The organism is Marivibrio halodurans (assembly GCF_017963645.1).
Taxonomy (GTDB): domain Bacteria; phylum Pseudomonadota; class Alphaproteobacteria; order UBA8366; family Aestuariispiraceae; genus Marivibrio; species Marivibrio halodurans.
This window is the reverse complement of record NZ_JAGMWN010000002.1, coordinates 377,462-397,449: the sequence shown is the minus strand read 5'-3', so window position 1 is coordinate 397,449 and position 19,988 is coordinate 377,462. Positions and strand designations below refer to the sequence as shown.

Below are 19,988 nucleotides of genomic sequence, written 5' to 3'. Positions count from 1 at the left end.
CCGCCATGGCCCGGCCGATCCGCATCGACTGCCTGCAATATGCCAACTGGTCGGAGAAGATCTTCCGCCAGATGCGCAAGGGCGGGGTCGACGCGGTCCATGTCACCATCGCCTATCACGAGCTGTTCCGCGAGACCGTGACCCGGTTCGAGGAATGGAACCGCCGGTTCGAGCGTCACGCCGACCTGATCATGCCGGGCTATTGGGCGGAAGATGTCGATATCGCCCGGAAAACCGGCCGCACGGCGATCTTCTTCGGCTTCCAGAATTGCAGCCCGATGGAGGACGACATCGGTCTGGTCGAGATCCTGCACCGGCTGGGCGCGCGCTTCATGCAGCTCAGCTATAACAATCAATCGCTGCTGGCGACCGGCTGCTACGAGGCGGAGGACCCCGGCATCACCCGCATGGGGCGCGAGGTGATCCGGGAGATGAACCGGGTCGGCCTCGTCGTCGACATGTCGCATTCGGCCGAACGGTCGACATTGGAGGCGATCGAGCTTTCGACGCGCCCGATCGCCATCACCCACGCCAACCCGCTCTCCTGGCACGCGGCGTTGCGCAACAAGTCGGACGACGTGCTGCGCGCGCTGGGGCAGTCGGGCGGGATGCTCGGCTTCTCGCTCTATCCCCATCATCTGAGGGACGGCGGCGCCTGCACGCTCTCCGGCTTCTGCGACATGGTCGCGCGCACGGCCGAGCTGATGGGCATGGAGCATATCGGCATCGGCAGCGACCTCGTCCAGGATCAGCCGGACAGCGTGGTCGATTGGATGCGCTCCGGCCGCTGGACCAAGGGCGTCGATCTCGGGGAGGGATCGAAAGCCAATCCCGGCTTTCCGAGGCAGCCGGACTGGTTCCGCGACAATCGCGATTTTCCGACCGTGGAGAAGGGGCTGCGCGCCGCCGGTTTCTCGGCCGAGGACGTCGCCCGGATCATGGGGGGCAACTGGCTCGCCTTCTTCGAGAAGAGTTTTCGTCCCGCCGCGCCGTGACGGCCGCGCGGGTCCCGAGCGGGACCGAGTGAATCGAGAGGCGCCCGCCGGAACCCCGGCGGCGCCCAAGCAAGGACGTCCGCGAACGGCGCGGGCGCGAAACTGGGAGTAATGGGGGATGTCGGACGACAAGCAAGGCGGGGGCGCGGACCTCGGCCATATCAACAAACCGTTATTCGCGATCACGGGCGGGTTCATCCTGGTGTTCTGCCTGACGGCCCTGATCGATCTGGATCTGTTGAGCGGCATGGTCGATACCGCTTTCGGATGGTCGGCGCGGTTCTTCGGCCTCTATTGGCAGGTGCTGCTGCTGGCGACCTTCCTGATCGGCCTCGTGATCTGCTTCCTGCCGGGCGCCAAGGCGCGGCTCGGCGGACGGGAGACGCCGGAATTCACGCTCTTCCAATGGGCCGCGATGATCATGTGCACGCTGCTGGCCGGCGGCGGCGTGTTCTGGGCGGCGGGGGAGCCGATGGCGCACTTCCTCTCCTCGCCCCCGCTCTTCGGCGTGGAATCCAGCACGCCCGAGGCCGCCTATCCCGCCATGGCGCAAAGCTTCATGCATTGGGGCTTCCTGGCCTGGGCGATCCTGGGATCGCTCACGACCGTGATGCTGATGCATTACCACTATGACAAGGGCCTGCCGCTGGCGCCGCGCACGCTGCTCTACCCGATCTTCGGACGCCATGCGATCGAGGGGCCGATCGGCTGGATCGCCGACGCGTCCTGCATCATCGCGGTGGTCGCCGGCACCGTCGGGCCGATCGGTTTCCTGGGCCTCCAGGTCTCCTATGGGCTGGAGACGCTGTTCGGCATCCCCGACGGGTTCGGCACGCAGGCGGTGGTTGTCGCGGGTCTGGTCGCGCTCTACACCATCTCCGCCGTCACGGGCCTGTCGCGCGGCATCCAGTTCCTGAGCCGGGTCAACGTGATCCTGGCCTTCATCCTACTGGCCTTCATCCTGATCGCGGGGCCGACCGTCTTCATCCTGGAGGCGTTCTTCGGCGGGCTCGGCACCTACGCGACCAACTTCTTCTCCATGGCGTTGTTCCGGGGCGATGCGGGGCTGTTCGGCGATCCGGGCTGGCTCGGCTGGTGGACCGTGTTCTTCTGGGGCTGGTTCCTGGGCTATGGGCCGATGATGGCGATGTTCATCGCGCGGGTATCGCGCGGGCGCTCGGTACGCGCGATCATCATCATGCTGTCCATCATCGCGCCGTTGGTGACCAATTTCTGGTTCAGCATCGTGGGCGGCTCCGGCATCGCCTTCGAACTGGCGGAACCGGGCGTGGTCGCGACCGCGTTCGAAGGCTTCAACCTGCCCGCCGCGCTGCTGGCGATCACCCAGAACCTGCCGCTCGGCTTCCTGGTCTCGGTGCTGTTCCTGGCATTGACCACGATCTTCGTGGCGACCACGGGCGATTCCATGACCTATGTCATCTCGGTCGCGATGTCGGACGAGGATCGCTCCTCCACCCCGGTCCGCGTCTTCTGGGGCGTGGCCATGGGCGCGATGGCGCTGATCCTGATCTCGCTCGGCTCCGGCGGCATCTCGAAGCTGCAAAGCTTCATCGTGGTGACGGCGGTGCCGGTCTCGCTGGTACTGTTGCCCAGCATCTGGGACCCGGCGCGGATCGTGCTCGCCCTCGGCCGGCAGCGGCGCGAGGCGGCGGCCACGGCGGCCGAATGACCGGGACGTCGTAATCGAGGTTGCCGGGGCCGCGCGGCGTGGGGAACCATGGTTCCGCCCAGGCCGCGCGACCCCGGCCATCATGCGAGAGGGTTGGATGACGACAGGTGATCGAGCCCCCCTTCCCCGGGCGGAGGCGCCGGACGGCGCCCCCACCGGCCACGTGCCCTCCGGTCCGCGCCCGCCCGTCCAGGTGATGCGGCTGGCGCGGTTGGGTGCCTTCCATCAATCGCGGCTCAGCTTCATGCGCGCGCTGATGCGGCGGATGAAGCGGGATGCCTGGCGCTTCGACCGGCCCGTCTGGGCCATCGACGCGGAGGGCTTCGGCCATGCCGTCTATCGCGTGCGGGTGGACGGGCGGGCCTACAGCCTCGTCTGTTTCTCCCACGACCTGCCGCCCGAGAGCCGGTCCGACCGGGTCATCGCGGAGGCGTGGGACGCGACCTTCGCGCTGTTCGACGGGGCCCCGACGGCGGCCGACATCGCGCGCCTGGAAGCCAACGTTCCGCGCCAGGAGGCCGGCCGCGTCAGCGACCGGGAACTCGTCCTTTCCCGCGCGAACCGGTCGGTGCGGCTTTTCGACCATGTGGTCGGCCGGCTGGCGGAGGGGCGCCAACCCGACCGCGCGGAGATCGAGGCCGTCGGCTATCTGATGCGCACGACGGCGGTCTACGGCAACGGCAAGTTCGGCCTGGCCGACCGGGAGCGGGTCTGCGACCGGCCCGAACTCGCCGGTCCCTTCCGGGCGGAGATGCTGGCCGTTTATCTGATCCGCGCCTTCACCGTCGATCTGGCGGAGCATTTGGCCCAGGCCCGCGATCAGAACGATCGCCGGGTCGACGGCGCGCCGGGACGCGCCGCGCGTCTCGACCCCGCGCTGCGGCGGCGCCTCGGGGTCGGCAATTCCACCGGCCTCGGCATGGCGCCGTTCCTGGTGACCCATCCGCAATTGCTGCATCGCTGGATCGCCGCGCGGGAGGAGGCGCTGGCCCGCGTGCGCGCCCTGCCCCGGGCGGAGGACGGGGCGAAGACGGCCTTCCACGACATCGTCCGGCGCGCACGCGCCGGCGTCGCCGACTGGCGTACCGGGGATGAGCGGCAGGCGGCCCGGACCGCCGACCTCGCCGCCGACCTCGCCCGGCTGGCCGAATGGCTCGACGAAGGCGGTCTCCTCGATGGCGCCTATCCCTGGGACGCGTTGATCCGGCGTGGCGAGGACAGCTTCACCCTGGAAGGGCAGGAGATGCTGGCGAGCTTGGTGATCGAGCCGCACGGCCCCCTGGTGGACGATCTGACGACGCGCATGGCGGCGGACGAGACGATCGGCTTCCGCATCGACGGCGCACTGTCCTGCGGCGCGATGCGCGATCTGATCGCGATGCATTACGACTGGGCGCTTTCCATCGATTACGCGGCGCCGGGAGCCCAGGATCATTTCTGGTATGTCTCGGAGGAGAAGCTGGAACCCCGCCTCGGCCGACGCCGGCAGGAGCCGGGGGCCGAGTTGGAGCAACCGCTGGCCGTCGGGCGGGATGTCGCGGCGCTCGACCGCGATCTTTCCGTCTGGCCACCGGAGGAGCCGCTGGCCCGGTTCCTGATCGAACGGCCGGAACACCGCCATGTCGCGCGCCGCGTCCAAATCCTGGCCGACCACCCGTACGCGGAGATCAGGGACAATCTGGTCGCCGATGCGCTGCTGCCGATCGATCTGCTGCGCTGCAAGTTAAGCTTCTTCGGCGCCACGCGCTTCGATCCGCGATCCGACCGGTGGGTCCGCATCACGATGTATCAGAACGCCCCCTATCCGGAGGAGTTGGCCGACATGCCGGCCGACGACTGGGCCTATCCGCCCCTGGATGGCGCGGAGGACATCTGATGCTGGCCGCGTCGCTGAACGAGATCGAGGCGGTGGCGCGCAAGGCCGCGCGCGGCGCCGGGATGAGCTGGGGGCTGGCGGAGGAGGCGGGCAAGGCCGCCCGCTGGCTGGCGCTGCACGACCAGCCGGGGCTCGCCGCCCTGGTCGACCTGCTGGAATGGCGCGACGGCCGCGCGCATGAGACGCTGCGCCCGCACGAGACGACCGGCGCGGACGGCGCGCGTCTATGGCAGGCGGCGGGCGGCGCGCTCTGCCCCGTCGCGGCCGGCACGGCCCTCGTCGATTTCGCCTTCGATCTGCGGCGGGCGGATGCCTCGATCCGTCTCCACATAGTTCGGACGCCGCTTCTGCTCCTCCCCTTCATCGCCCGCGCGGCGGCGGAGGAAGGGCGGCGCTTCGAAATGACATGCGGCGCGCCAGGGGGAGACCCGGCAATTACCCAACTTTCCCCGGACGGGCCGACCGGGCCCCTGCCCCGCCTGCCGGGGGAGGCCGACATCCTCATCCGTCCCGCGACGGACGGCGGCACCCGTTCCGAGAGGGCGACACCCCGTATCGCGCGCGGGGTCGCGGTGGATCGCCGCGTATGGGCGCGCGCCGAACGCCTCGCCCACCGCACCTATGTGCCGGCCAGCGACGGCTCCCGCCTCTCCGGCGCCGGGGCGGGACTAAGCGACAACGATTGAGGGGCGCGGCAGTTGAAAGGCTGGAGGGACGTCTATTCGCCCTCGCCTTCGTCCTCCGCCGCCTCCTCGGAGGTAGAGCCGCGCCTCGCCTTGGATTGATGGACGGAGGGATCGGGTGTCTTCCCGCCCCTGGCCGCGGTCTTGCCGCCTTGCGACGGGTCGCCGCCCTCCTCCGGCGGGGTGTAGGTTTCTGGCCGGTCCTCGGGCAGTTTCTCGACATAGAGCGAGGTGCTGGGGAAGGCGAAGGAGGCGCCCTCCTCCTCGACGATATGCTTGATCTCGAAGGCCAGCTTCTCCTTGATCTCCAGCCACTCGCCCCAGATCGTGGTCTTGGTGAAGCAATAGAGCATCAGGTCGATCGAACTGGCGTTGAAGGAATCCAACCGCACGAAGGTCGGCGCGTCGTCGGGGCCGACGAATTCCTGCCCGTCCAGGATATATTTCTCCAGCCGGTCGCGGATGCGGGCGAGCGTCTGGCTGTCCGTGCGATATTCCAGCCCGATCAGCCAGAAAATCCGGCGATAGGTCATGCGGCTGAAATTGGTGATGGCGCTGTCGGACAGATGCGCGTTCGGCACATAGACCGGCGCCTGATCGAACCGCCGGATGAAGGTGGAGCGGAACCCGATCGATTCCACGATCCCCTCCACGATGCCGTCCACCTTGACCCATTCGCCGATGGAGAAACGTTTCTCCATCAGGATCAGGATTCCGGCGATCAGATTCTTGAACAGGTCCTGCGCGCCCAGCGCGACCGCCACGCCGAAGAGGCCGAGGCCGGCCAGGATCGGCCCGATCTCGATTCCCCAGACCTCCAGAATCGTCGCCGCCCCCAGGAAGGCGACCAGCACCTTGATCGCCTTCACCAGCCATTCGACCATGGCGCTGGTGAAGATCCGCTCGACCCGGCCGAGCAGGAAGGAAAGCGGCGTCACCAGCCGGAAGAAGGCCCAGAACAGCGTGAAGATGATGAGCGAGCGGACGATATTGTTCGAGAACTGCGCGACCTTGCCGTCCAGATCGAGATAGCTGAAGGCGAAGAAGACGCCCATCACGATCGGCACGAATCGTACCGGTGGGCGCAAGGCGGCGACCGCCCGGTCATCGACGGCGGTGTCGCTGCGCCGGGCATAGTTTTCGAGCCGGTTCAGCACCGCCCAGGTGAAGAGCCGCCGGATCGCCATGAAGATCACGAAAATCCCGATGGCGATCAGGATCTTGCCGAGGTCTATACCGAACACCCCATGTTGCCAGACATCGACCGTCAGGCCCCAGAACTCCCGCAGATTATCGATCTGGGCAATCCGCTCCAGCGGTTGGGTGATCGTCGGTTGATCCTCGGCCATGGGCTGTCCTTGATCTTGGTCGTTATCGTCTATGGCGTGGCGCCCAGCGCGCGCTCCGCCACCTTGCGCATTACCGTCGGCAAGGCAAGGCCGCCCAACCCGTCCGGCATGACCCAGCGGCAAGCCTCCGGCGCGGCCGCGTCGTCCGGTACCGCGACGCGCGCCACCGCCAGTTCCAGATGGAAATGGGTGAAGGTATGGCGCACGGTGCCGACCGGATGCGCGCTTTCAACCGGGATCGGCGCCTCGGTCAAGGCTTGCGCGATCGCCGGCGACTCGTCCGCGCGCCATTCGCTCGACGGCACCTCCATCATGCCGCCCAGCAATCCGCTCTCCGGCCGGCGGCGGATCAGGACGGCGCCGTCCGGCCGTTCGATCCAGAAGGCGACGGCGCGGCGGGTCGGTTTCGCCTTCTTCGGCGCCTTGGCCGGCAGGCGCGCCGCGATCCCCTGCCCCGCGCACGGGGCGGAGAGCGGACAGAGCATGCAGCGCGGGCTCCGGGGCACGCAGATGGTGGCGCCCAGATCCATCATCGCCTGCGCGAAATCGCCCGCGCGGCGGGCCGGCGTTATCCGGTCGGTCAGCGCGTGAAGCACCGGCTTCGCCGCCGGCAACGGCGTCTCCACGGCGAAAAGGCGCGCGGTCACCCGTTCGATATTGCCGTCCATCACCACCGCGCGCCGGCCGAAGGCGATGGCGGCGATCGCCGCGGCCGTATAGGCGCCGATGCCCGGCAGGGCGCGCAGCCCCTCCTCCGTATCGGGAAATCGCCCGCCATGCTCCGCCGACACCATGCGGGCGCAGGCATGCAGATTGCGCGCGCGGGCGTAATAGCCGAGCCCCGCCCACTCCGTCAGCACATCGTCCAGATCGGCCACCGCCAGCGCTTCCACCGTCGGCCAGCGCGCGGTGAAGCGCGCGAAGTAGTCCCCGACGGTCGCGACCGTCGTCTGCTGCAGCATGATCTCGGAAAGCCAGACGATATAGGGGTCGGTCGCCTCTCCCGGTTCGGCGCGCCAGGGCAGGCGCCGCCGGTGCCGGTCGTACCAGTCGAGCAACCGGGGCGCGATATCCCCGGCCGCCGCGCCGCCGGCGAGCGTCAGATCATGCGCCGCCTCGGCGGCGATTTCCGCTTTCGTCGCGGGTCGGGCCATTTCCGTCCTGTCCAGGTTCGGTCCCGGTCTTTCTCGGCGGGTGGGGACATGTGACTATGCCGCTCCACTATAGTGTCCGGCGCGGGCGGGTCGAGAGGGGCGCCCCTTCTCCGTTCGGACGGTGCCGGAATTGGAGCGGTCATGGACGACACGCCCGATAAAGACGCCAACGCAGCCAAGCTTAAGGGGAAAACGGCGCCCAGCAGCAAGGTTAGCGGTAAGGGCAACGGTAAGGGCGGGGATAAGCGCGACGCCCAGCGCCGGGGCGGCATGCGGTCCATCGCCGCGCTCGTCCCCGGCCTTACCCGCCAGGCGATCGGCAAGCGCGGCTTCACCACCGCCAAGATCGTGACCGACTGGGCCCGCATCGTCGGCCCCGATCTCGCCCGCCAATCGCAGCCGGAACAGCTTCGCTTCGCCCGGGGGGAGCGCGATCGCGGCACGCTCACCATCCGCGTGGACGGCCCGCTGGCCACCGAACTGATGCATCTGGAGCCGCAGGTGATCGAGCGGATCAACGGCTATTTCGGCTATAACGCGGTCGCGCGGCTGAAGCTGATCCAGGCGCCCATCCGCCGCCCCGGCGCGGACGGGCCGCGCAAGGCCCCGAAACCGCCGCAAAGGCCATTGAACGCGACGGAGACGGAAAGCCTCGACGCGCGCCTCGCCCATATCGAGGACCCGGAACTGCGCGAGCGTCTGCACCGCCTCGGACGCGCCGTCCTGCGCCGCGATACCGCCACAAAGCCGGACCAGGAATAGGCTGGGAAGAGCCCCAGGCGCCTGTTGTTCGGGGCCGCGCGCCTACCTATACTCCGGCCCCGATGCTGAATGATCCGCCGATTACCGCGACGATTCGAGGAGACGACCCGTCATGACCGCTTCGCCGACCATCACCCGCCGCCGTTTCCATGGCCTCGCCGTCGCGGCCGCCGGCCTTGCCGCCGTGCCGTTCCTGGGAACGGGCCGCGCCCTGGCGGACCTGCCCAGCATCGAGGAGATGATGGCACAGCGCGTGATGGGCGATCCGGACGCGCCGGTGACGATCCATGAATACGCCTCCCTCACCTGTCCGCATTGCAAGGAATTCCACGACGACACCCTACCCCAGGTGAAGGAAGCCTATATCGATCCGGGCAAGGCGAAGCTGGTGATGCACGAGTTCCCGCTCGACGGCGCGGCGGCGGCCGGCTCCATGATGGCGCGCTGCGCGCCGAAGGAGCGCTATTTCCCGATCATCTCCACCCTGTTCGACAAGCAACAGGATTGGGCGCGGTCCGAGAATGTGCTGGACGCGCTCTCCCAGGTCGGGCGCTTCGCGGGTATGAGCCAGGAAACGCTTCAGGCCTGCTTCGAGAACGAGGCGCTGTTCAACGCCATCCGCGACGCGCGCAACGAGGCCGCCGAGATGAACGACATCAATTCCACCCCCACCTTCCTGATCGGGGAGACGAAGATCGTCGGCGCCCAGCCCTTCGAGACCTTCGCCGAGGCGATCGACAGCGCGCTCGGCTGACGAATCGCCCTTGGCCGGGGCCCTATCCGGCCGCATGGCTTGCGGGGTATTAAGAATCGGGACTCAGTGAACGCGAACGAATGGGAATCGACGGCCCGGCCCCAGGGACCGGGCCGGGATCGACCCGGATTATGACGCCCAAACGGTGACGGTTGAGGACGGATCGACGCGGTGGACTTCAAGAAGATCCGACTGCACGGCTTCAAGTCCTTCGTGGACCAGACCGAGCTCCTGATCGAGCCGGGCATAACCGGAGTCGTCGGTCCCAATGGCTGCGGCAAGTCCAACGTCATCGAATCCCTGCGCTGGGTGATGGGCGAGACCTCCGCCAAGCGCATGCGCGGCGGGGAGATGGACGACGTCATCTTCGGCGGGTCCTCCAACCGCGCCCAGCGCAATTCGGCCGAGGTGGCGATCGTCCTCGACAACGCCTCCCGGCTTGCCCCCTCGGCCTATAACGATGTCGACGAGATCGAGATCACCCGCCGCATCGATCGTGGCCAGGGCTCGACCTACCGGATCAACGGCAAGGAGGTGCGTGCGCGCGACGTGCAGCTCCTGTTCGCCGACCTCGCCTCCGGCGCCAATTCCACCGCGATCGTCAGCCAGGGCCGCGTCGGCGCGCTGATCGGCGCGAAACCGACCGAACGGCGCACCCTGCTGGAGGAGGCCGCCGGTATCCGGGGCCTGCATTCCCGCCGACACGAGGCGGAACTGCGCCTACGCGCGGCGGAAAGCAATCTGGAGCGGCTGGAGGACGTGATCGGCGCGCTGGAAAGCCAGTCGAGCGGCCTGCAACGCCAGGCCCGGCAGGCCAACCGCTATCGCCGCATTTCCGAGCAATTGCGCCAGCAGGAGGCCGTCTTCCTGCACCTCAAATGGACCGCCGCGCAGGAAGGCGTGGACAGCGCCAAGGCCCGCATGGCCGAGGCGGAGAACGCGGTTCACGAGCGCACGGCCGCCGCCGCCAGCGCCTCCCGGCGCCAGGCCGACGCGCAAACCGCCCTGCCCGAACTACGCAAGGCCGAGGCCGAGGCGGCGGCGGACCTTCAGCGCCTGACGCTGGCGGAGCGGGAGCTCGATCAGGAGGAGAACCGCCTGATCGCGCAGAAACAGGAACTCGCCACGCGCCTGGAGCAACTCGCCGCCGATATCGAGCGCGAGGGGACGCTGAAATCCGACGCGGAATCCGCGGTCGAGCGTCTTTCCGCCGAGGCGAAGGAGATCGAGGCCGCCCGCGCCGGCGAGAAGGAGGCGGGCGAGGCCGCCCGCGCCGCGCGCGAGAAGGCGGACGCCGCCGTTTCGGAAAAGGAAGCGGAACTCGAGGAACTGACCGAGCATGTCGCCGGCGTCGAGGCCCAGCGCGACAGCCTGACCCGGCGGATCGAGGAAGGGCGTCAGCGCCTCGACCGGATCGCCGCCCGGCGCGAGGCGCTGACGGCGGAGCGCGGGGAGCTAGAATCGGATATCGCGGGCGCCGGCGATATCGACGGCGCCCGCGCCAAGGCCGAGGCGGCGGAAACCGCGCTGGCGGAGGCCGAGGGCGCGTCGGAACGCGCGGATGCCGATGCCACCGCCAGGAGCGCGGAAGCAAGCCGCCTGCGCGACGAGGTGGCCGAGGCCGAGCGCGCCAGCCGGCAGCGGATCGAGACCGCGATCGCCGAGGCCCGCAAGAGCCTGGAGGAAACCGAGCGCGCCGCGCGCGAGCGCGTGCAGGCGGCGGACAAGGCCTTCAACGCGCTGGCGACGGAGGAAAGGACCCTCGCCCGGCTGGTCGAGCGGGACGAGGACGACAATTTCCCCCCGGCGATCGATCGTGTCTCCGTCGATGGCGGGTTCGAGGCGGCGCTCGGCGTCGCGCTGGGCGAGGATCTGGAGGCCGCGCTGGACGAGGCGGCGGCGAGCCATTGGAAGACCCTGGCACCGCTTGCCGACGCGCCGGCCCTGCCCAGGGGGGCGGAGCCTTTGTCGGCCCATGTGCGCGCGCCGGAGGCGCTGGCCCGGCGTCTCACCCAGATCGGCGTCGTAGAAACCGCCGATGAGGGGGAGCGCCTGCATCCCGCGCTGACCACCGGCCAGCGACTGGTCAGCCGCGACGGCGGGTTCTGGCGCTGGGACGGATTGACCGTCCGGCCGGGGACGGAGACCCCCGCGGCCAAGCGGCTGGAGCAGCGCAACCGCCTGGAGGATGTGCGCGCCCAGAAGACGGAGGCCGAACGCGCCCTGGAGCGCGAGCGCGAGAAGGCGGAGGCCGAGACAGCCGAGGCCCGCGCCGCCAACGACCGTGCCGCCGAGGAGGCCCGCGCCGCCGCCGAGGCGGAGATTCAGGCGATGGTGACGGCACGGGACGAGGCGCTGGGCGCCGAGACATCGGCTCAGGAAGCCGCGAAGACCGCCCGCGCCACCTATAGCCATGCCTTCCAGGCGCTGAACGACGCGCGTCAGCATCTGGCTGGGTTGGAGAACAAATCGGCGGCGGCGCGTTCGCGCCTCGATTCGATCGCGGAGGAGGAGACGCGCCTGACCGCCGACCGGGCGGAGGTGGAGGAAACCATCGCCGCCGCCGAAAGCGCGCTCAAGGTGCTGGAGAACCCCCTCGCCGCGCGTGAACGGGTCAGCGCCATGCGCACGACGCTGGCGGAATTGCGCGCCGACCAGGTGGAGAAGCGCGGCGCCTACGAGGAACTGCGCCGCGAGGCCGAGGTGCGCGGCCGCCGCCTGCAGGCGATCGCGCAGGAGGAGAAGGGCTGGCGCGAGCGCGCGGAAGGCGCGGGCGGTCGCATGGCCGACCTGGAAGCGCGCCGTGCCCAGGCGCGCGACGATCTCGCCGCCATCGATTCCCGGCCGGAGGAAATCGCCGGCCAGCGCGACGGCCTGTTGACCCAAATCGCGGAAAGCGACACGCGGCGCAAGATGGCGGCGGAGAAACTGGCCGCGGCCGAGGCCGAGCAGATCGAGGCCGACCGCATGCTGCGCCAGGCCGAGAGCCAACTGGCCGAGGCGCGCGAACGCCGGGTCCGCCGGGAAGCCGAGATCGAGAATGCCGAACAGGCCGCCGGCGCCGTCGCCGACCAGATCTCGGAGAAACTGGAGGTTCGGCCCGACCAGGTGCTCGCCATCGCGGATCTGGAGGACGGCGCGCCCCTGCCCGAACTGGATCAGGTCGAGGCGAAGATCGAGCGCCTGAAGCGAGAGCGCGACAATATCGGCCCGGTCAATCTGCGCGCCGAGCAGGAGGCGAGCGAACTGGCCGAGCAGATCGAGAGCATGACGAGCGAGCGGGAAGACCTGCTGGCCGCCATCGCGCGCCTGCGTCAGGGAATCAATGCGCTGAACCGGGAGGGCCGGGAGCGCCTGCTGGCCGCCTTCGAGAAGGTGGACGCGCATTTTCAGGAACTTTTCGTGCGGCTCTTCGGCGGGGGCGAGGCGAAGCTGACGCTGACCGAATCCGACGACCCCCTGGAAGCGGGCCTGGAGATCATGGCGAGCCCGCCGGGCAAGAAGATGCAGATCCTTTCCCTGTTGTCGGGGGGAGAACAGGCGCTGACGGCGCTCGCGCTGCTGTTCGGCGTGTTCCTGACCAACCCGGCGCCGATCTGCGTGCTGGACGAGGTAGACGCCCCGCTCGACGATTCCAATGTGGACCGGTTCTGCACCCTGCTCGACGAGATCGCGCATAACGGCACCACCCGCTTCCTGATCGTCACCCACCACCGGCTGACCATGGCGCGGGTGGACCGGCTGTTCGGCGTGACCATGGCCGAACGCGGGATCTCGCAACTCGTCTCCGTCGATCTGAGCCAAGCCGTCCGCTTGCGCGAAAACGCCTGATTTCCGCCATTCGGCAACTTGACGCTCCGGGTCGCCGTCCCTATTCTCCGCGCGCGTCGGGAGGGGGGCACCCACCCCGGCATTGGTATGATCGTGTTCGGCGCGTCCGCGTCGCCGACCATGCGTTCGGAAAGGCCACGCCATGACCGGGAACGGTGGCGGGGGTGGGGACGGAGACGATTTCGACCGGCGGCTGAAGGCCGCGCGGGCCCAGTACGAGGCCGCGCATGGGTCGGATCGGAAACGCTCGCCGGAGGAACGCAGCCGCTGGCAAGGCATCGGCTATGCCATGCGAGTCGGCAGCGAGCTGATCGCGGCCCTGATCGTGGGCGTCGGGATCGGCTATCTGTTGGACGAATGGCTGGGCACGCGGCCGTGGCTGATGGCGCTGTTCCTGTTCATCGGCGGCGCGGCGGGGGTCATGAACGTCTATCGCCTGGTCGAGGGCAAGGATGCCGGGATCGGCTGGAAGCGTCCGGACCATGATCCGGGCAACGAGGCGGATGACGGGAAGGGCGGCTGAGGACGACGGAAACGGCACCGCGCGGATCATGGCGCGGGTCATGGGGGCGCGGCGGCGCGATGCGCGGCCGGCTTTTCGGGAATTAGGGGGTCGGCGGGGCGTTGCGTCCGGCCGGTCCGCAACGCCAAGCGAATGGGGTGAGCAGTGGCCAGTCCGCTAGAGCAGTTCACGATCAAGCCGTTGGTCGAGGTCCCGGGCGGCTTCGACTACACCAACTCCTCGCTGTGGATGACCATCGCGGTCGTCACCGCGACCGTCTTCCTGGTCGGCGGCATGCGCAAGCGCGCGATGGTGCCGGGCCCCTGGCAGTCGATGGCGGAGTCGGTCTACGAATTCATCGGCAACATGATCCGGGACAATGTCGGATCGGAGGGGCGGAAGTTCTTCCCGCTCATCTTCACGATCTTCATGTTCGTGCTGTTCGGCAACGCGCTCGGCCTCGTTCCTGGCGCCTTCACCTACACCAGCCACATCATCGTCACCTTCGCGATGGCGCTCGCCGTCTTCGTCTTCGTGACGCTCGTCGGGCTGGCCAAGCACGGGCTGCATTTCTTCAGCTTCTTCGTGCCGGACGGCGCGCCGAAGTTCCTCTATCCGCTGATCATTCCGATCGAGATCATCAGCTATCTCTCGCGTCCCATCAGCCTGTCGGTGCGACTGTTCGCGAACATGGTCGCCGGCCACACTATGCTGAAGGTCTTCGCGGGCTTCGTCTTCGGGCTGGGCGCTGCCACCTTCGGCATCGGCGCGCTGGCGCCGATCGCGATCAACGTCCTGCTGATCGGGTTCGAGTTCATGATCGCCTTCATCCAGGCCTATGTGTTCACGATCCTGACCTGCCTCTATCTGAACGACGCGCTGCATCTGCACTGAGTGCGGCGCCGGCCGGAGGCGACGGAGCAAGCGTACCCTTTTACCCCGCATCCCGAGGTCGAGGCCTACAACCGAATCCCCTCGGCCCCGGGATCAACCTTGAGAGAAGGAAAGGACAGTACAATGGAAGTTGAAGCCGCCAAGATGATCGGTGCGGGCCTGGCCTGTATCGCGCTGTTCGGTGTCGGTATCGGCATCGGCAACATCTTCTCCTCGCTGATCTCGTCGGTCGCCCGCAATCCCGCCTCGCGCGGTCAGGTCTTCGGCCTGTCGATGCTGGGCTTCGCGCTGGTTGAGGCCATCGGCCTCTTCGCGCTGCTGATCGCGTTCCTGATCCTGTTCACCTGATCGGCCGGCTCGACGTCGCGCGGGGGCGCCTGGGACCCCAGGGTTCCGCCCCCCGCGTCTTGCCCGCCCAAACCGGGTGACGGCCCGGAACGCCGGGGACCTTCCGTTACGGATCGTCCCCGGGGATATCCGGGTCGAACTGATCGAAGGGACGCGTTCATGACGAACATCCTGATGCACAGCCGCATCGCGGGTCTCGCCGCCGCCGTCCTGGCGTTCGGCGCGGGCGCCGCCATGGCGGCCGAACCGCATGGTGGCGGTGGCGGCATGCCGCAGCTCGACCCCACCTCCTTTCCCAGCCAGATCTTCTGGCTGATCGTCAGCTTCCTGATCCTCTTCCTGTTGATGTGGAAGGTCGCCCTGCCGCGCGTCGGCGAGGTGATCGAGCAGCGCCAGCAGAAGGTTTCCGCCGATCTGGAGCGGGCCGAGAAGCTGAAGGAGGAAGTCGACCAGATCGCCGCCGGCTATGAGAAGCTCCTGGCCGACGCGCGGGCCGACGCCAACGAGGAAATCCGGAAGGCGCAGGACCGTATCAAGGCCGACCAGGACAAGAAGCTGGAACGCCACGATACCGAACTGGCGACCATGATTTCCGAGGCCGAGAAGCGGATCGACGACGCCCGGACCGCCGCGCTCGCCGAAATCCGCGAGGTCGCGAGCGAGACGGCGACCGCCGCCGTCGCCAAGCTGGTCGGCAAGGCGCCGACCAAGAAGGCGATCGACAGCGCCCTCGATTCCGCCGGCAAGGAGGCCTGATCCGATGGATGCGCTTCTGCAGAACACGACTTTCTGGGTCGGCGTCTCCTTCGTCGGCTTCGTGATCCTGGCCTATGTGAAGGGCCGGGGCCCGATCCGCGAGGCGGTCCATGGCCGAATCGACCGGATTCGCGCCGAGATCGAACAGGCCGAGCAGCTCAAGGAGGAGGCGAACAAGCAACTCGCCGACGCCAAGAAGAAGCAGCGCGAGGCCGAGGACCAGGCCGAGAAGATCGTCGAGAACGCCAAGAAGGAAGCCAAGGCCCTGAAGAAGGAGGCCGACGAGCGTCTGGCCGACTTCATCAAGCGCCGCGAGCAACAGGCCGAGGACAAGATCGCCCAGGCCGAGGCCAATGCGATCCGGGAGGTTCGCGGCAAGGCCGTCGACATGGCGATCGACGCCGCCGGCATCGTCATCGGCGATCAGATGAAGGGCGCCGCCGGCACCAAGGTGATGGACGACGCGATCAAGTCGGTTTCGACCCGGCTGAACTGATCGCCGCGACAGTCCGAACGAACAAGGGGCGGCCGCCACGCGCGACCGCCCCTTTTCTTTTGTCCCGTATCGCGTGCCGCAATCGAAAGGGCGGGGAAGCCCGACCGACGATCAGGCGACCGCTTCGGCCTTGTGCGCCTCGATCATCTCCACGAAGCGCTTGAAGAGATAGTGGCTGTCGCGCGGGCCGGGGGAGGCTTCCGGATGGTACTGCACCGAGAAGATCGGCTTGCCCGTCACCCGGATACCGGCCAGCGACTTGTCGAACAGGGAGAAATGGGTTTCCTCCACCGCGTCCGGCAGGCTCTCCCGCACCACGACGAAGCCGTGATTCTGGCTCGTGATCTCGACCTTGCCCGTGGTCAGGTCCTTGATCGGATGATTGGCGCCATGATGGCCGAGATGCATCTTCGCCGTCCGCGCGCCGAGCGCCAGCGCCAGCATCTGATGACCAAGACAGATGCCGAAAATCGGTATCCCCGCCGCCACCACCGCCTTGATCATCGGCACGGCATATTCGCCCGTCGCCGCCGGGTCGCCCGGCCCGTTGGAGAGGAAGACACCGTCGGGCTTCCGGCGCAGCACATCCTCCGCCGTCGCGGTGGCCGGCAGGACCGTGACCTTGCAGCCGAGCGTGGCGAGGTTGCGCAGAATATTGCGCTTGATGCCGTAATCCACGGCGACGATGTGGAAGCGCGCCGTCCCCGCATCCATCTCGCCATAGCCCTGGCCGAGGGTCCAGGCGGTCTCCGTCCAGTCATAGGGCTGCGTGCAGGACACACCCTTGGCGAGGTCCATGCCTTCCAACCCCGGCCAGTCGCGCGCCATGCGCCACAGCGCCTCCAGATCGATGGCGCCGTCCGGCGCATGCTGCAACGCGCCGTTGGGCGCGCCCTGGTCCCGGATGCGCCGGGTCAGCGCGCGGGTGTCGATGCCGGCGATGGCGGGCAGGTCATGCGCCTTCAGCCATCCGTCGAGATTAGAGGCCGCGCGGAAGTTCGAGGGCTCCGTGATCTCCGCCCGCAGCACCGCGCCGCAGGCCGAAGGCGTCATGGTCTCTATATCCTCCATATTGGCACCGACATTGCCGATATGGGGAAAGGTGAAGGTCACGATTTGCCCGGCATAGGACGGATCGGTCATGATCTCCTGATAGCCGGTCATCGCGGTGTTGAAGCAGACCTCGCCCACCCGGATGACGGCCGCGCCCGCGCCGCGCCCCCAGAAAACCGTGCCGTCGGCCAGGACCAACGCGGCGGTTGCGCCCTCGGGGCGCTCGGGGAAGATCGGCCTCTCGGAAGCGGTCGGCTTGGCGGTTTCTGTCATGGCATGGCTCCCGGTGGCGTGCATTCGGCCGGTATCGGCCCGGGCGGTGGCGACGTGGATTGCGATACCGCGGGTCCCGGAGCATGAGCCAGTAGGACTCGACGACGGCGCGATCGGCCCCGGCCCGCCCGTCCCGTGCCGGGAGCCAGAGCGCAGAGATAAGGTGCCCGGGGCGCCCGGTCAAGTCCGGTCATTTTTTCGATTTTCTGCAAAATCAACAAGTTAGACGAATAACCCTATGTTGCGCCGCCTGATGCTTTCCCATATCGTGCGCCACCGGTCGGGTGGGGGCGCCTGAAGGCTCCATTCTGTCCACGCGCCCTGCCTTGATCAGCCAAGGAGAGGCACCCCGATGTCGAATGATTTCCGCGAGCGGCTCAACCAAGCCCTGAAGGAAGCGATGCGCGCGAAGGATCAACGCGCGATCTCCACATTGCGCTTGATCCTGGCCGCGCTGCAGGATCGCGACATCGCCGCCCGGGGCAAGAGTCCCGATGGCCGCATAACCGACGATGAAATCCTCCAGATGCTTCAGTCCATGGTGAAGCAGCGCGAGGAATCGATCGCGATGTACGAACAGGGGGGGCGCCTCGAACTCGCCGAACAGGAACAGGCGGAAATCGATGTCATCCGCCAGTTCCTTCCCAAGCAATTGAGCGAGAGCGAGACCCGGGACGCGGTCGATTCCACCATCGCCGCCCTCGATGCCGCCAGCCTGAAGGAGATGGGCAAGGTGATGGGCGAGTTGCGCACCCGCTATGCCGGACGGATGGATTTCGGCAAGGCGTCCGCGCTGGTCAAGCAGAGCCTCGGCCGCTGACGTCGCGCGCGCGCACCCGATAGGCGCAACGCCGCGCACCGTCGAGCAGATGGTCCGTCCGCTCGATCGACACCGCCTCCCCCAACACCTCGCGAAAAACCGTCAGCTCCTGGGCGCATAAGCCGGTGCAGGCGCGTGCCGCATGGCAGATGGGGCAATGGTTCTCGACCAGAAGCCAACATTCGGGCGCACCGTCCGGATCGGGTTCCACGGCGGCCATATAGCCTTCCTCGCCCCGGATCGCGGCGAGTTCCCGAAGCCGGCGATAGAGCGATTCGTACCGCCCGACACGCGCGCGATAGGCCGCGATCTGTTGCGCCGTCCGGTCGGCGAGCAACCGTTCCATCGCCGCCTCCCCCAGCGTGCGACGCAGACTTTCGATGAGACCGACCGCCAGATCGGCGTGCCCGTCCGCGAAAAAGGCGTCGGCCCGCGATGTCAGCGCCCAATGCTTCGCCGGCCGGCCGCGCGCTTGCGGGACGGCGGTACCCTCCACCTCCCCTGCATCCGCCATGGCATAGAGATGCTGGCGCACCGCCATCGCGGTAAGCCCAAGCGCCCCGGCCAGGTCATCCGCGCGTTGCGGTCCGCCATGTTTCAGCAACCGGCGAATTCGCCGCCGGGTATGGGCCGGTGTCTGGGCCGGTGTCTGGGCCGGTGTCTGGGCGGTCGCCGGATCGCTTCCGTTGGGGGGCTTTTCCTTCATATCTATTTTATAAAGTTTTTCCTTGAAAAAATAAAGCGCATGGCGCGATACTTTCTAAAGAAATTCATTTATAAAGGAAGGATGATGCATATCCTGCTGACGGGCGGAACGGGATTGATCGGCGGCGCGGTCCTGCGCGCGCTTACCGGATTCCATTCCGTCACGGTTCTGACGCGCGACCCGGCAGGGGCGCGGCGGCCCGACCTGGCGGGTGCGGCGGTGGTGTCCGGCGACCTCGCCACCCTCGATACGGCGGTCGCGGGCATGGCGCCCTTCGATGCGTTGATCCATTGCGCCGCCGATTTCGCCGCCGCCGACATGGGCGCGGCGGAGGTCCCCCTGATCACGGCGCTGGAGGCGGGACGCCTGCCGCTCGCCCCCGGGGCGCGGGTTCTCTATACCGGTGGGGTGTGGCTCTATCCCGACGGGCCGCAGATCTTCCGGGACGAGACATCGCCGCTCGACCCCCTGCCCGCCTTCGCCTGGATGGTCGATCACTGGCGGCGCATCGCCGACCTTCCCCATATCGACGCGGTGATGATCCATCCGGGCCTCGTCTTCGATTCGGCCGGACGCGGCGCGATCGCGCCATGGATCGCGGCTCTGGAGGACGGTCGTCCCGTGCCGGTCATTGGCGACGCCGGAATACGTTGGCCGATGGTCCATGCCGACGATCTGGCGGACCTCTATCGCCGCGCGCTGACCGGCCTGCCCCGGGGTGAAAGCGTCAATGCCGTCGCGGTCTCCGGCGTGCCGATCGACGCGGTGATCCGGGCCCTGGCGGCAAGGCGGGGGGTCGCGCGCCCCGTCATCGAGACCGTGCCGGTCTCGGCCGCGGTCGCCGCCGAGGGGCCGGCCGCCGCCGGATTCGCCCGCAGCCAGCGGATCGACGCGCGGAAGGCGCGGCGTGACCTGGGCTGGACGCCGTGCCGGCCCGTCCCCCATCTCGACCCTCCCATCTCGACTCCCCCCATCTCGACTCCCCTGGGCGGCGGCCCCAATCGAGGCGGCGCCGCGCTTCCCTCCCTATCGGACGCATGAGAGAC

The 19,988-nt window shown here is 68.1% G+C and carries 18 protein-coding genes; 14 read left to right on the top strand and 4 right to left on the bottom strand.

Annotation, left to right across the window (positions count from 1 at the left end):
* The first annotated feature begins 5 nt into the window (after positions 1–5).
* The 4 genes from KAJ83_RS06270 (at position 6) to KAJ83_RS06255 (ending at position 5,247) form a co-directional block, all read left to right on the top strand.
* The gene (locus KAJ83_RS06270) at positions 6–995 is read left to right on the top strand and encodes a membrane dipeptidase (RefSeq protein WP_210681169.1); all 990 of its coding nucleotides are present in this window, start codon (positions 6–8) and stop codon (positions 993–995) included.
* A 118-nt stretch (positions 996–1,113) separates the two neighbouring features.
* The gene (locus tag KAJ83_RS06265; protein ID WP_210681168.1) at positions 1,114–2,685 is read left to right on the top strand and encodes a BCCT family transporter; all 1,572 of its coding nucleotides are present in this window, start codon (positions 1,114–1,116) and stop codon (positions 2,683–2,685) included.
* Positions 2,686–2,782: 97 nt separating this feature from the next.
* Positions 2,783–4,561: a hypothetical protein gene (locus KAJ83_RS06260; protein WP_210681167.1), complete on the top strand. Its 1,779-nt coding sequence runs from the start codon at positions 2,783–2,785 to the stop codon at positions 4,559–4,561.
* Complete coding sequence (locus tag KAJ83_RS06255) at positions 4,561–5,247, top strand: DUF3726 domain-containing protein (RefSeq protein ID WP_210681166.1); 687 nt, start codon at positions 4,561–4,563, stop codon at positions 5,245–5,247. Before KAJ83_RS06260 ends, KAJ83_RS06255 begins: the two co-directional genes overlap by 1 nt.
* A gap of 32 nt (positions 5,248–5,279) precedes the next feature.
* Here KAJ83_RS06255 and KAJ83_RS06250 read toward each other — a convergent pair whose 3' ends face one another.
* Positions 5,280–6,593, bottom strand: a complete 1,314-nt coding sequence (locus tag KAJ83_RS06250) for a mechanosensitive ion channel family protein (RefSeq protein WP_210681165.1) — start codon at positions 6,591–6,593, stop codon at positions 5,280–5,282.
* Between the two features lie 29 nt (positions 6,594–6,622).
* Complete coding sequence (gene mutY / locus KAJ83_RS06245) at positions 6,623–7,747, bottom strand: A/G-specific adenine glycosylase (protein ID WP_210681164.1); 1,125 nt, start codon at positions 7,745–7,747, stop codon at positions 6,623–6,625.
* Positions 7,748–7,888: 141 nt separating this feature from the next.
* Here mutY and KAJ83_RS06240 point away from each other — a divergent pair, with 141 nt between their 5' ends.
* The 8 genes from KAJ83_RS06240 (at position 7,889) to KAJ83_RS06205 (ending at position 16,090) form a co-directional block, all read left to right on the top strand.
* Positions 7,889–8,509 carry a DUF721 domain-containing protein gene (locus tag KAJ83_RS06240; RefSeq protein WP_210681163.1) on the top strand — a complete coding sequence of 207 codons (621 nt, stop codon included), beginning with the start codon at positions 7,889–7,891 and terminating at the stop codon, positions 8,507–8,509.
* Positions 8,510–8,621: 112 nt separating this feature from the next.
* Entirely contained in the window at positions 8,622–9,263 is a 642-nt protein-coding gene (locus KAJ83_RS06235; RefSeq protein WP_210681162.1) for a DsbA family protein, read from the top strand.
* 171 nt (positions 9,264–9,434) lie between these two features.
* The gene (locus KAJ83_RS06230; protein WP_210681161.1) at positions 9,435–13,094 is read left to right on the top strand and encodes an AAA family ATPase; all 3,660 of its coding nucleotides are present in this window, start codon (positions 9,435–9,437) and stop codon (positions 13,092–13,094) included.
* 142 nt (positions 13,095–13,236) lie between these two features.
* Positions 13,237–13,617 (top strand): AtpZ/AtpI family protein, encoded by a 381-nt coding sequence (locus KAJ83_RS06225; RefSeq protein ID WP_210681160.1) that lies wholly within the window; start codon positions 13,237–13,239, stop codon positions 13,615–13,617.
* 144 nt (positions 13,618–13,761) lie between these two features.
* On the top strand, positions 13,762–14,490 hold the full coding sequence (locus tag KAJ83_RS06220) for a F0F1 ATP synthase subunit A (RefSeq protein ID WP_210681159.1): 729 nt from the start codon (positions 13,762–13,764) through the stop codon (positions 14,488–14,490).
* 123 nt (positions 14,491–14,613) lie between these two features.
* On the top strand, positions 14,614–14,838 hold the full coding sequence (locus KAJ83_RS06215) for a F0F1 ATP synthase subunit C (RefSeq protein WP_210681158.1): 225 nt from the start codon (positions 14,614–14,616) through the stop codon (positions 14,836–14,838).
* A 159-nt stretch (positions 14,839–14,997) separates the two neighbouring features.
* Entirely contained in the window at positions 14,998–15,594 is a 597-nt protein-coding gene (locus KAJ83_RS06210) for a F0F1 ATP synthase subunit B family protein (protein WP_210681157.1), read from the top strand.
* Between the two features lie 4 nt (positions 15,595–15,598).
* On the top strand, positions 15,599–16,090 hold the full coding sequence (locus KAJ83_RS06205; RefSeq protein WP_210681156.1) for a F0F1 ATP synthase subunit B family protein: 492 nt from the start codon (positions 15,599–15,601) through the stop codon (positions 16,088–16,090).
* A 111-nt stretch (positions 16,091–16,201) separates the two neighbouring features.
* On the opposite strand, the gene carA is transcribed toward KAJ83_RS06205, so the two are convergent.
* Complete coding sequence (carA, locus tag KAJ83_RS06200) at positions 16,202–17,416, bottom strand: glutamine-hydrolyzing carbamoyl-phosphate synthase small subunit (protein ID WP_210681155.1); 1,215 nt, start codon at positions 17,414–17,416, stop codon at positions 16,202–16,204.
* Between the two features lie 352 nt (positions 17,417–17,768).
* On the opposite strand from carA, the gene KAJ83_RS06195 reads away from it, so the two are divergent.
* Positions 17,769–18,236: a GatB/YqeY domain-containing protein gene (locus KAJ83_RS06195; protein ID WP_210681154.1), complete on the top strand. Its 468-nt coding sequence runs from the start codon at positions 17,769–17,771 to the stop codon at positions 18,234–18,236.
* Here KAJ83_RS06195 and KAJ83_RS06190 read toward each other — a convergent pair.
* The gene (locus tag KAJ83_RS06190; protein WP_246484268.1) at positions 18,214–18,942 is read right to left on the bottom strand and encodes a helix-turn-helix transcriptional regulator; all 729 of its coding nucleotides are present in this window, start codon (positions 18,940–18,942) and stop codon (positions 18,214–18,216) included. The genes KAJ83_RS06195 and KAJ83_RS06190 overlap by 23 nt on opposite strands.
* 81 nt (positions 18,943–19,023) lie before the next feature.
* Here KAJ83_RS06190 and KAJ83_RS06185 point away from each other — a divergent pair, with 81 nt between their 5' ends.
* On the top strand, positions 19,024–19,983 hold the full coding sequence (locus KAJ83_RS06185; RefSeq protein WP_210681153.1) for an NAD-dependent epimerase/dehydratase family protein: 960 nt from the start codon (positions 19,024–19,026) through the stop codon (positions 19,981–19,983).
* Positions 19,984–19,988: the final 5 nt, after the last annotated feature.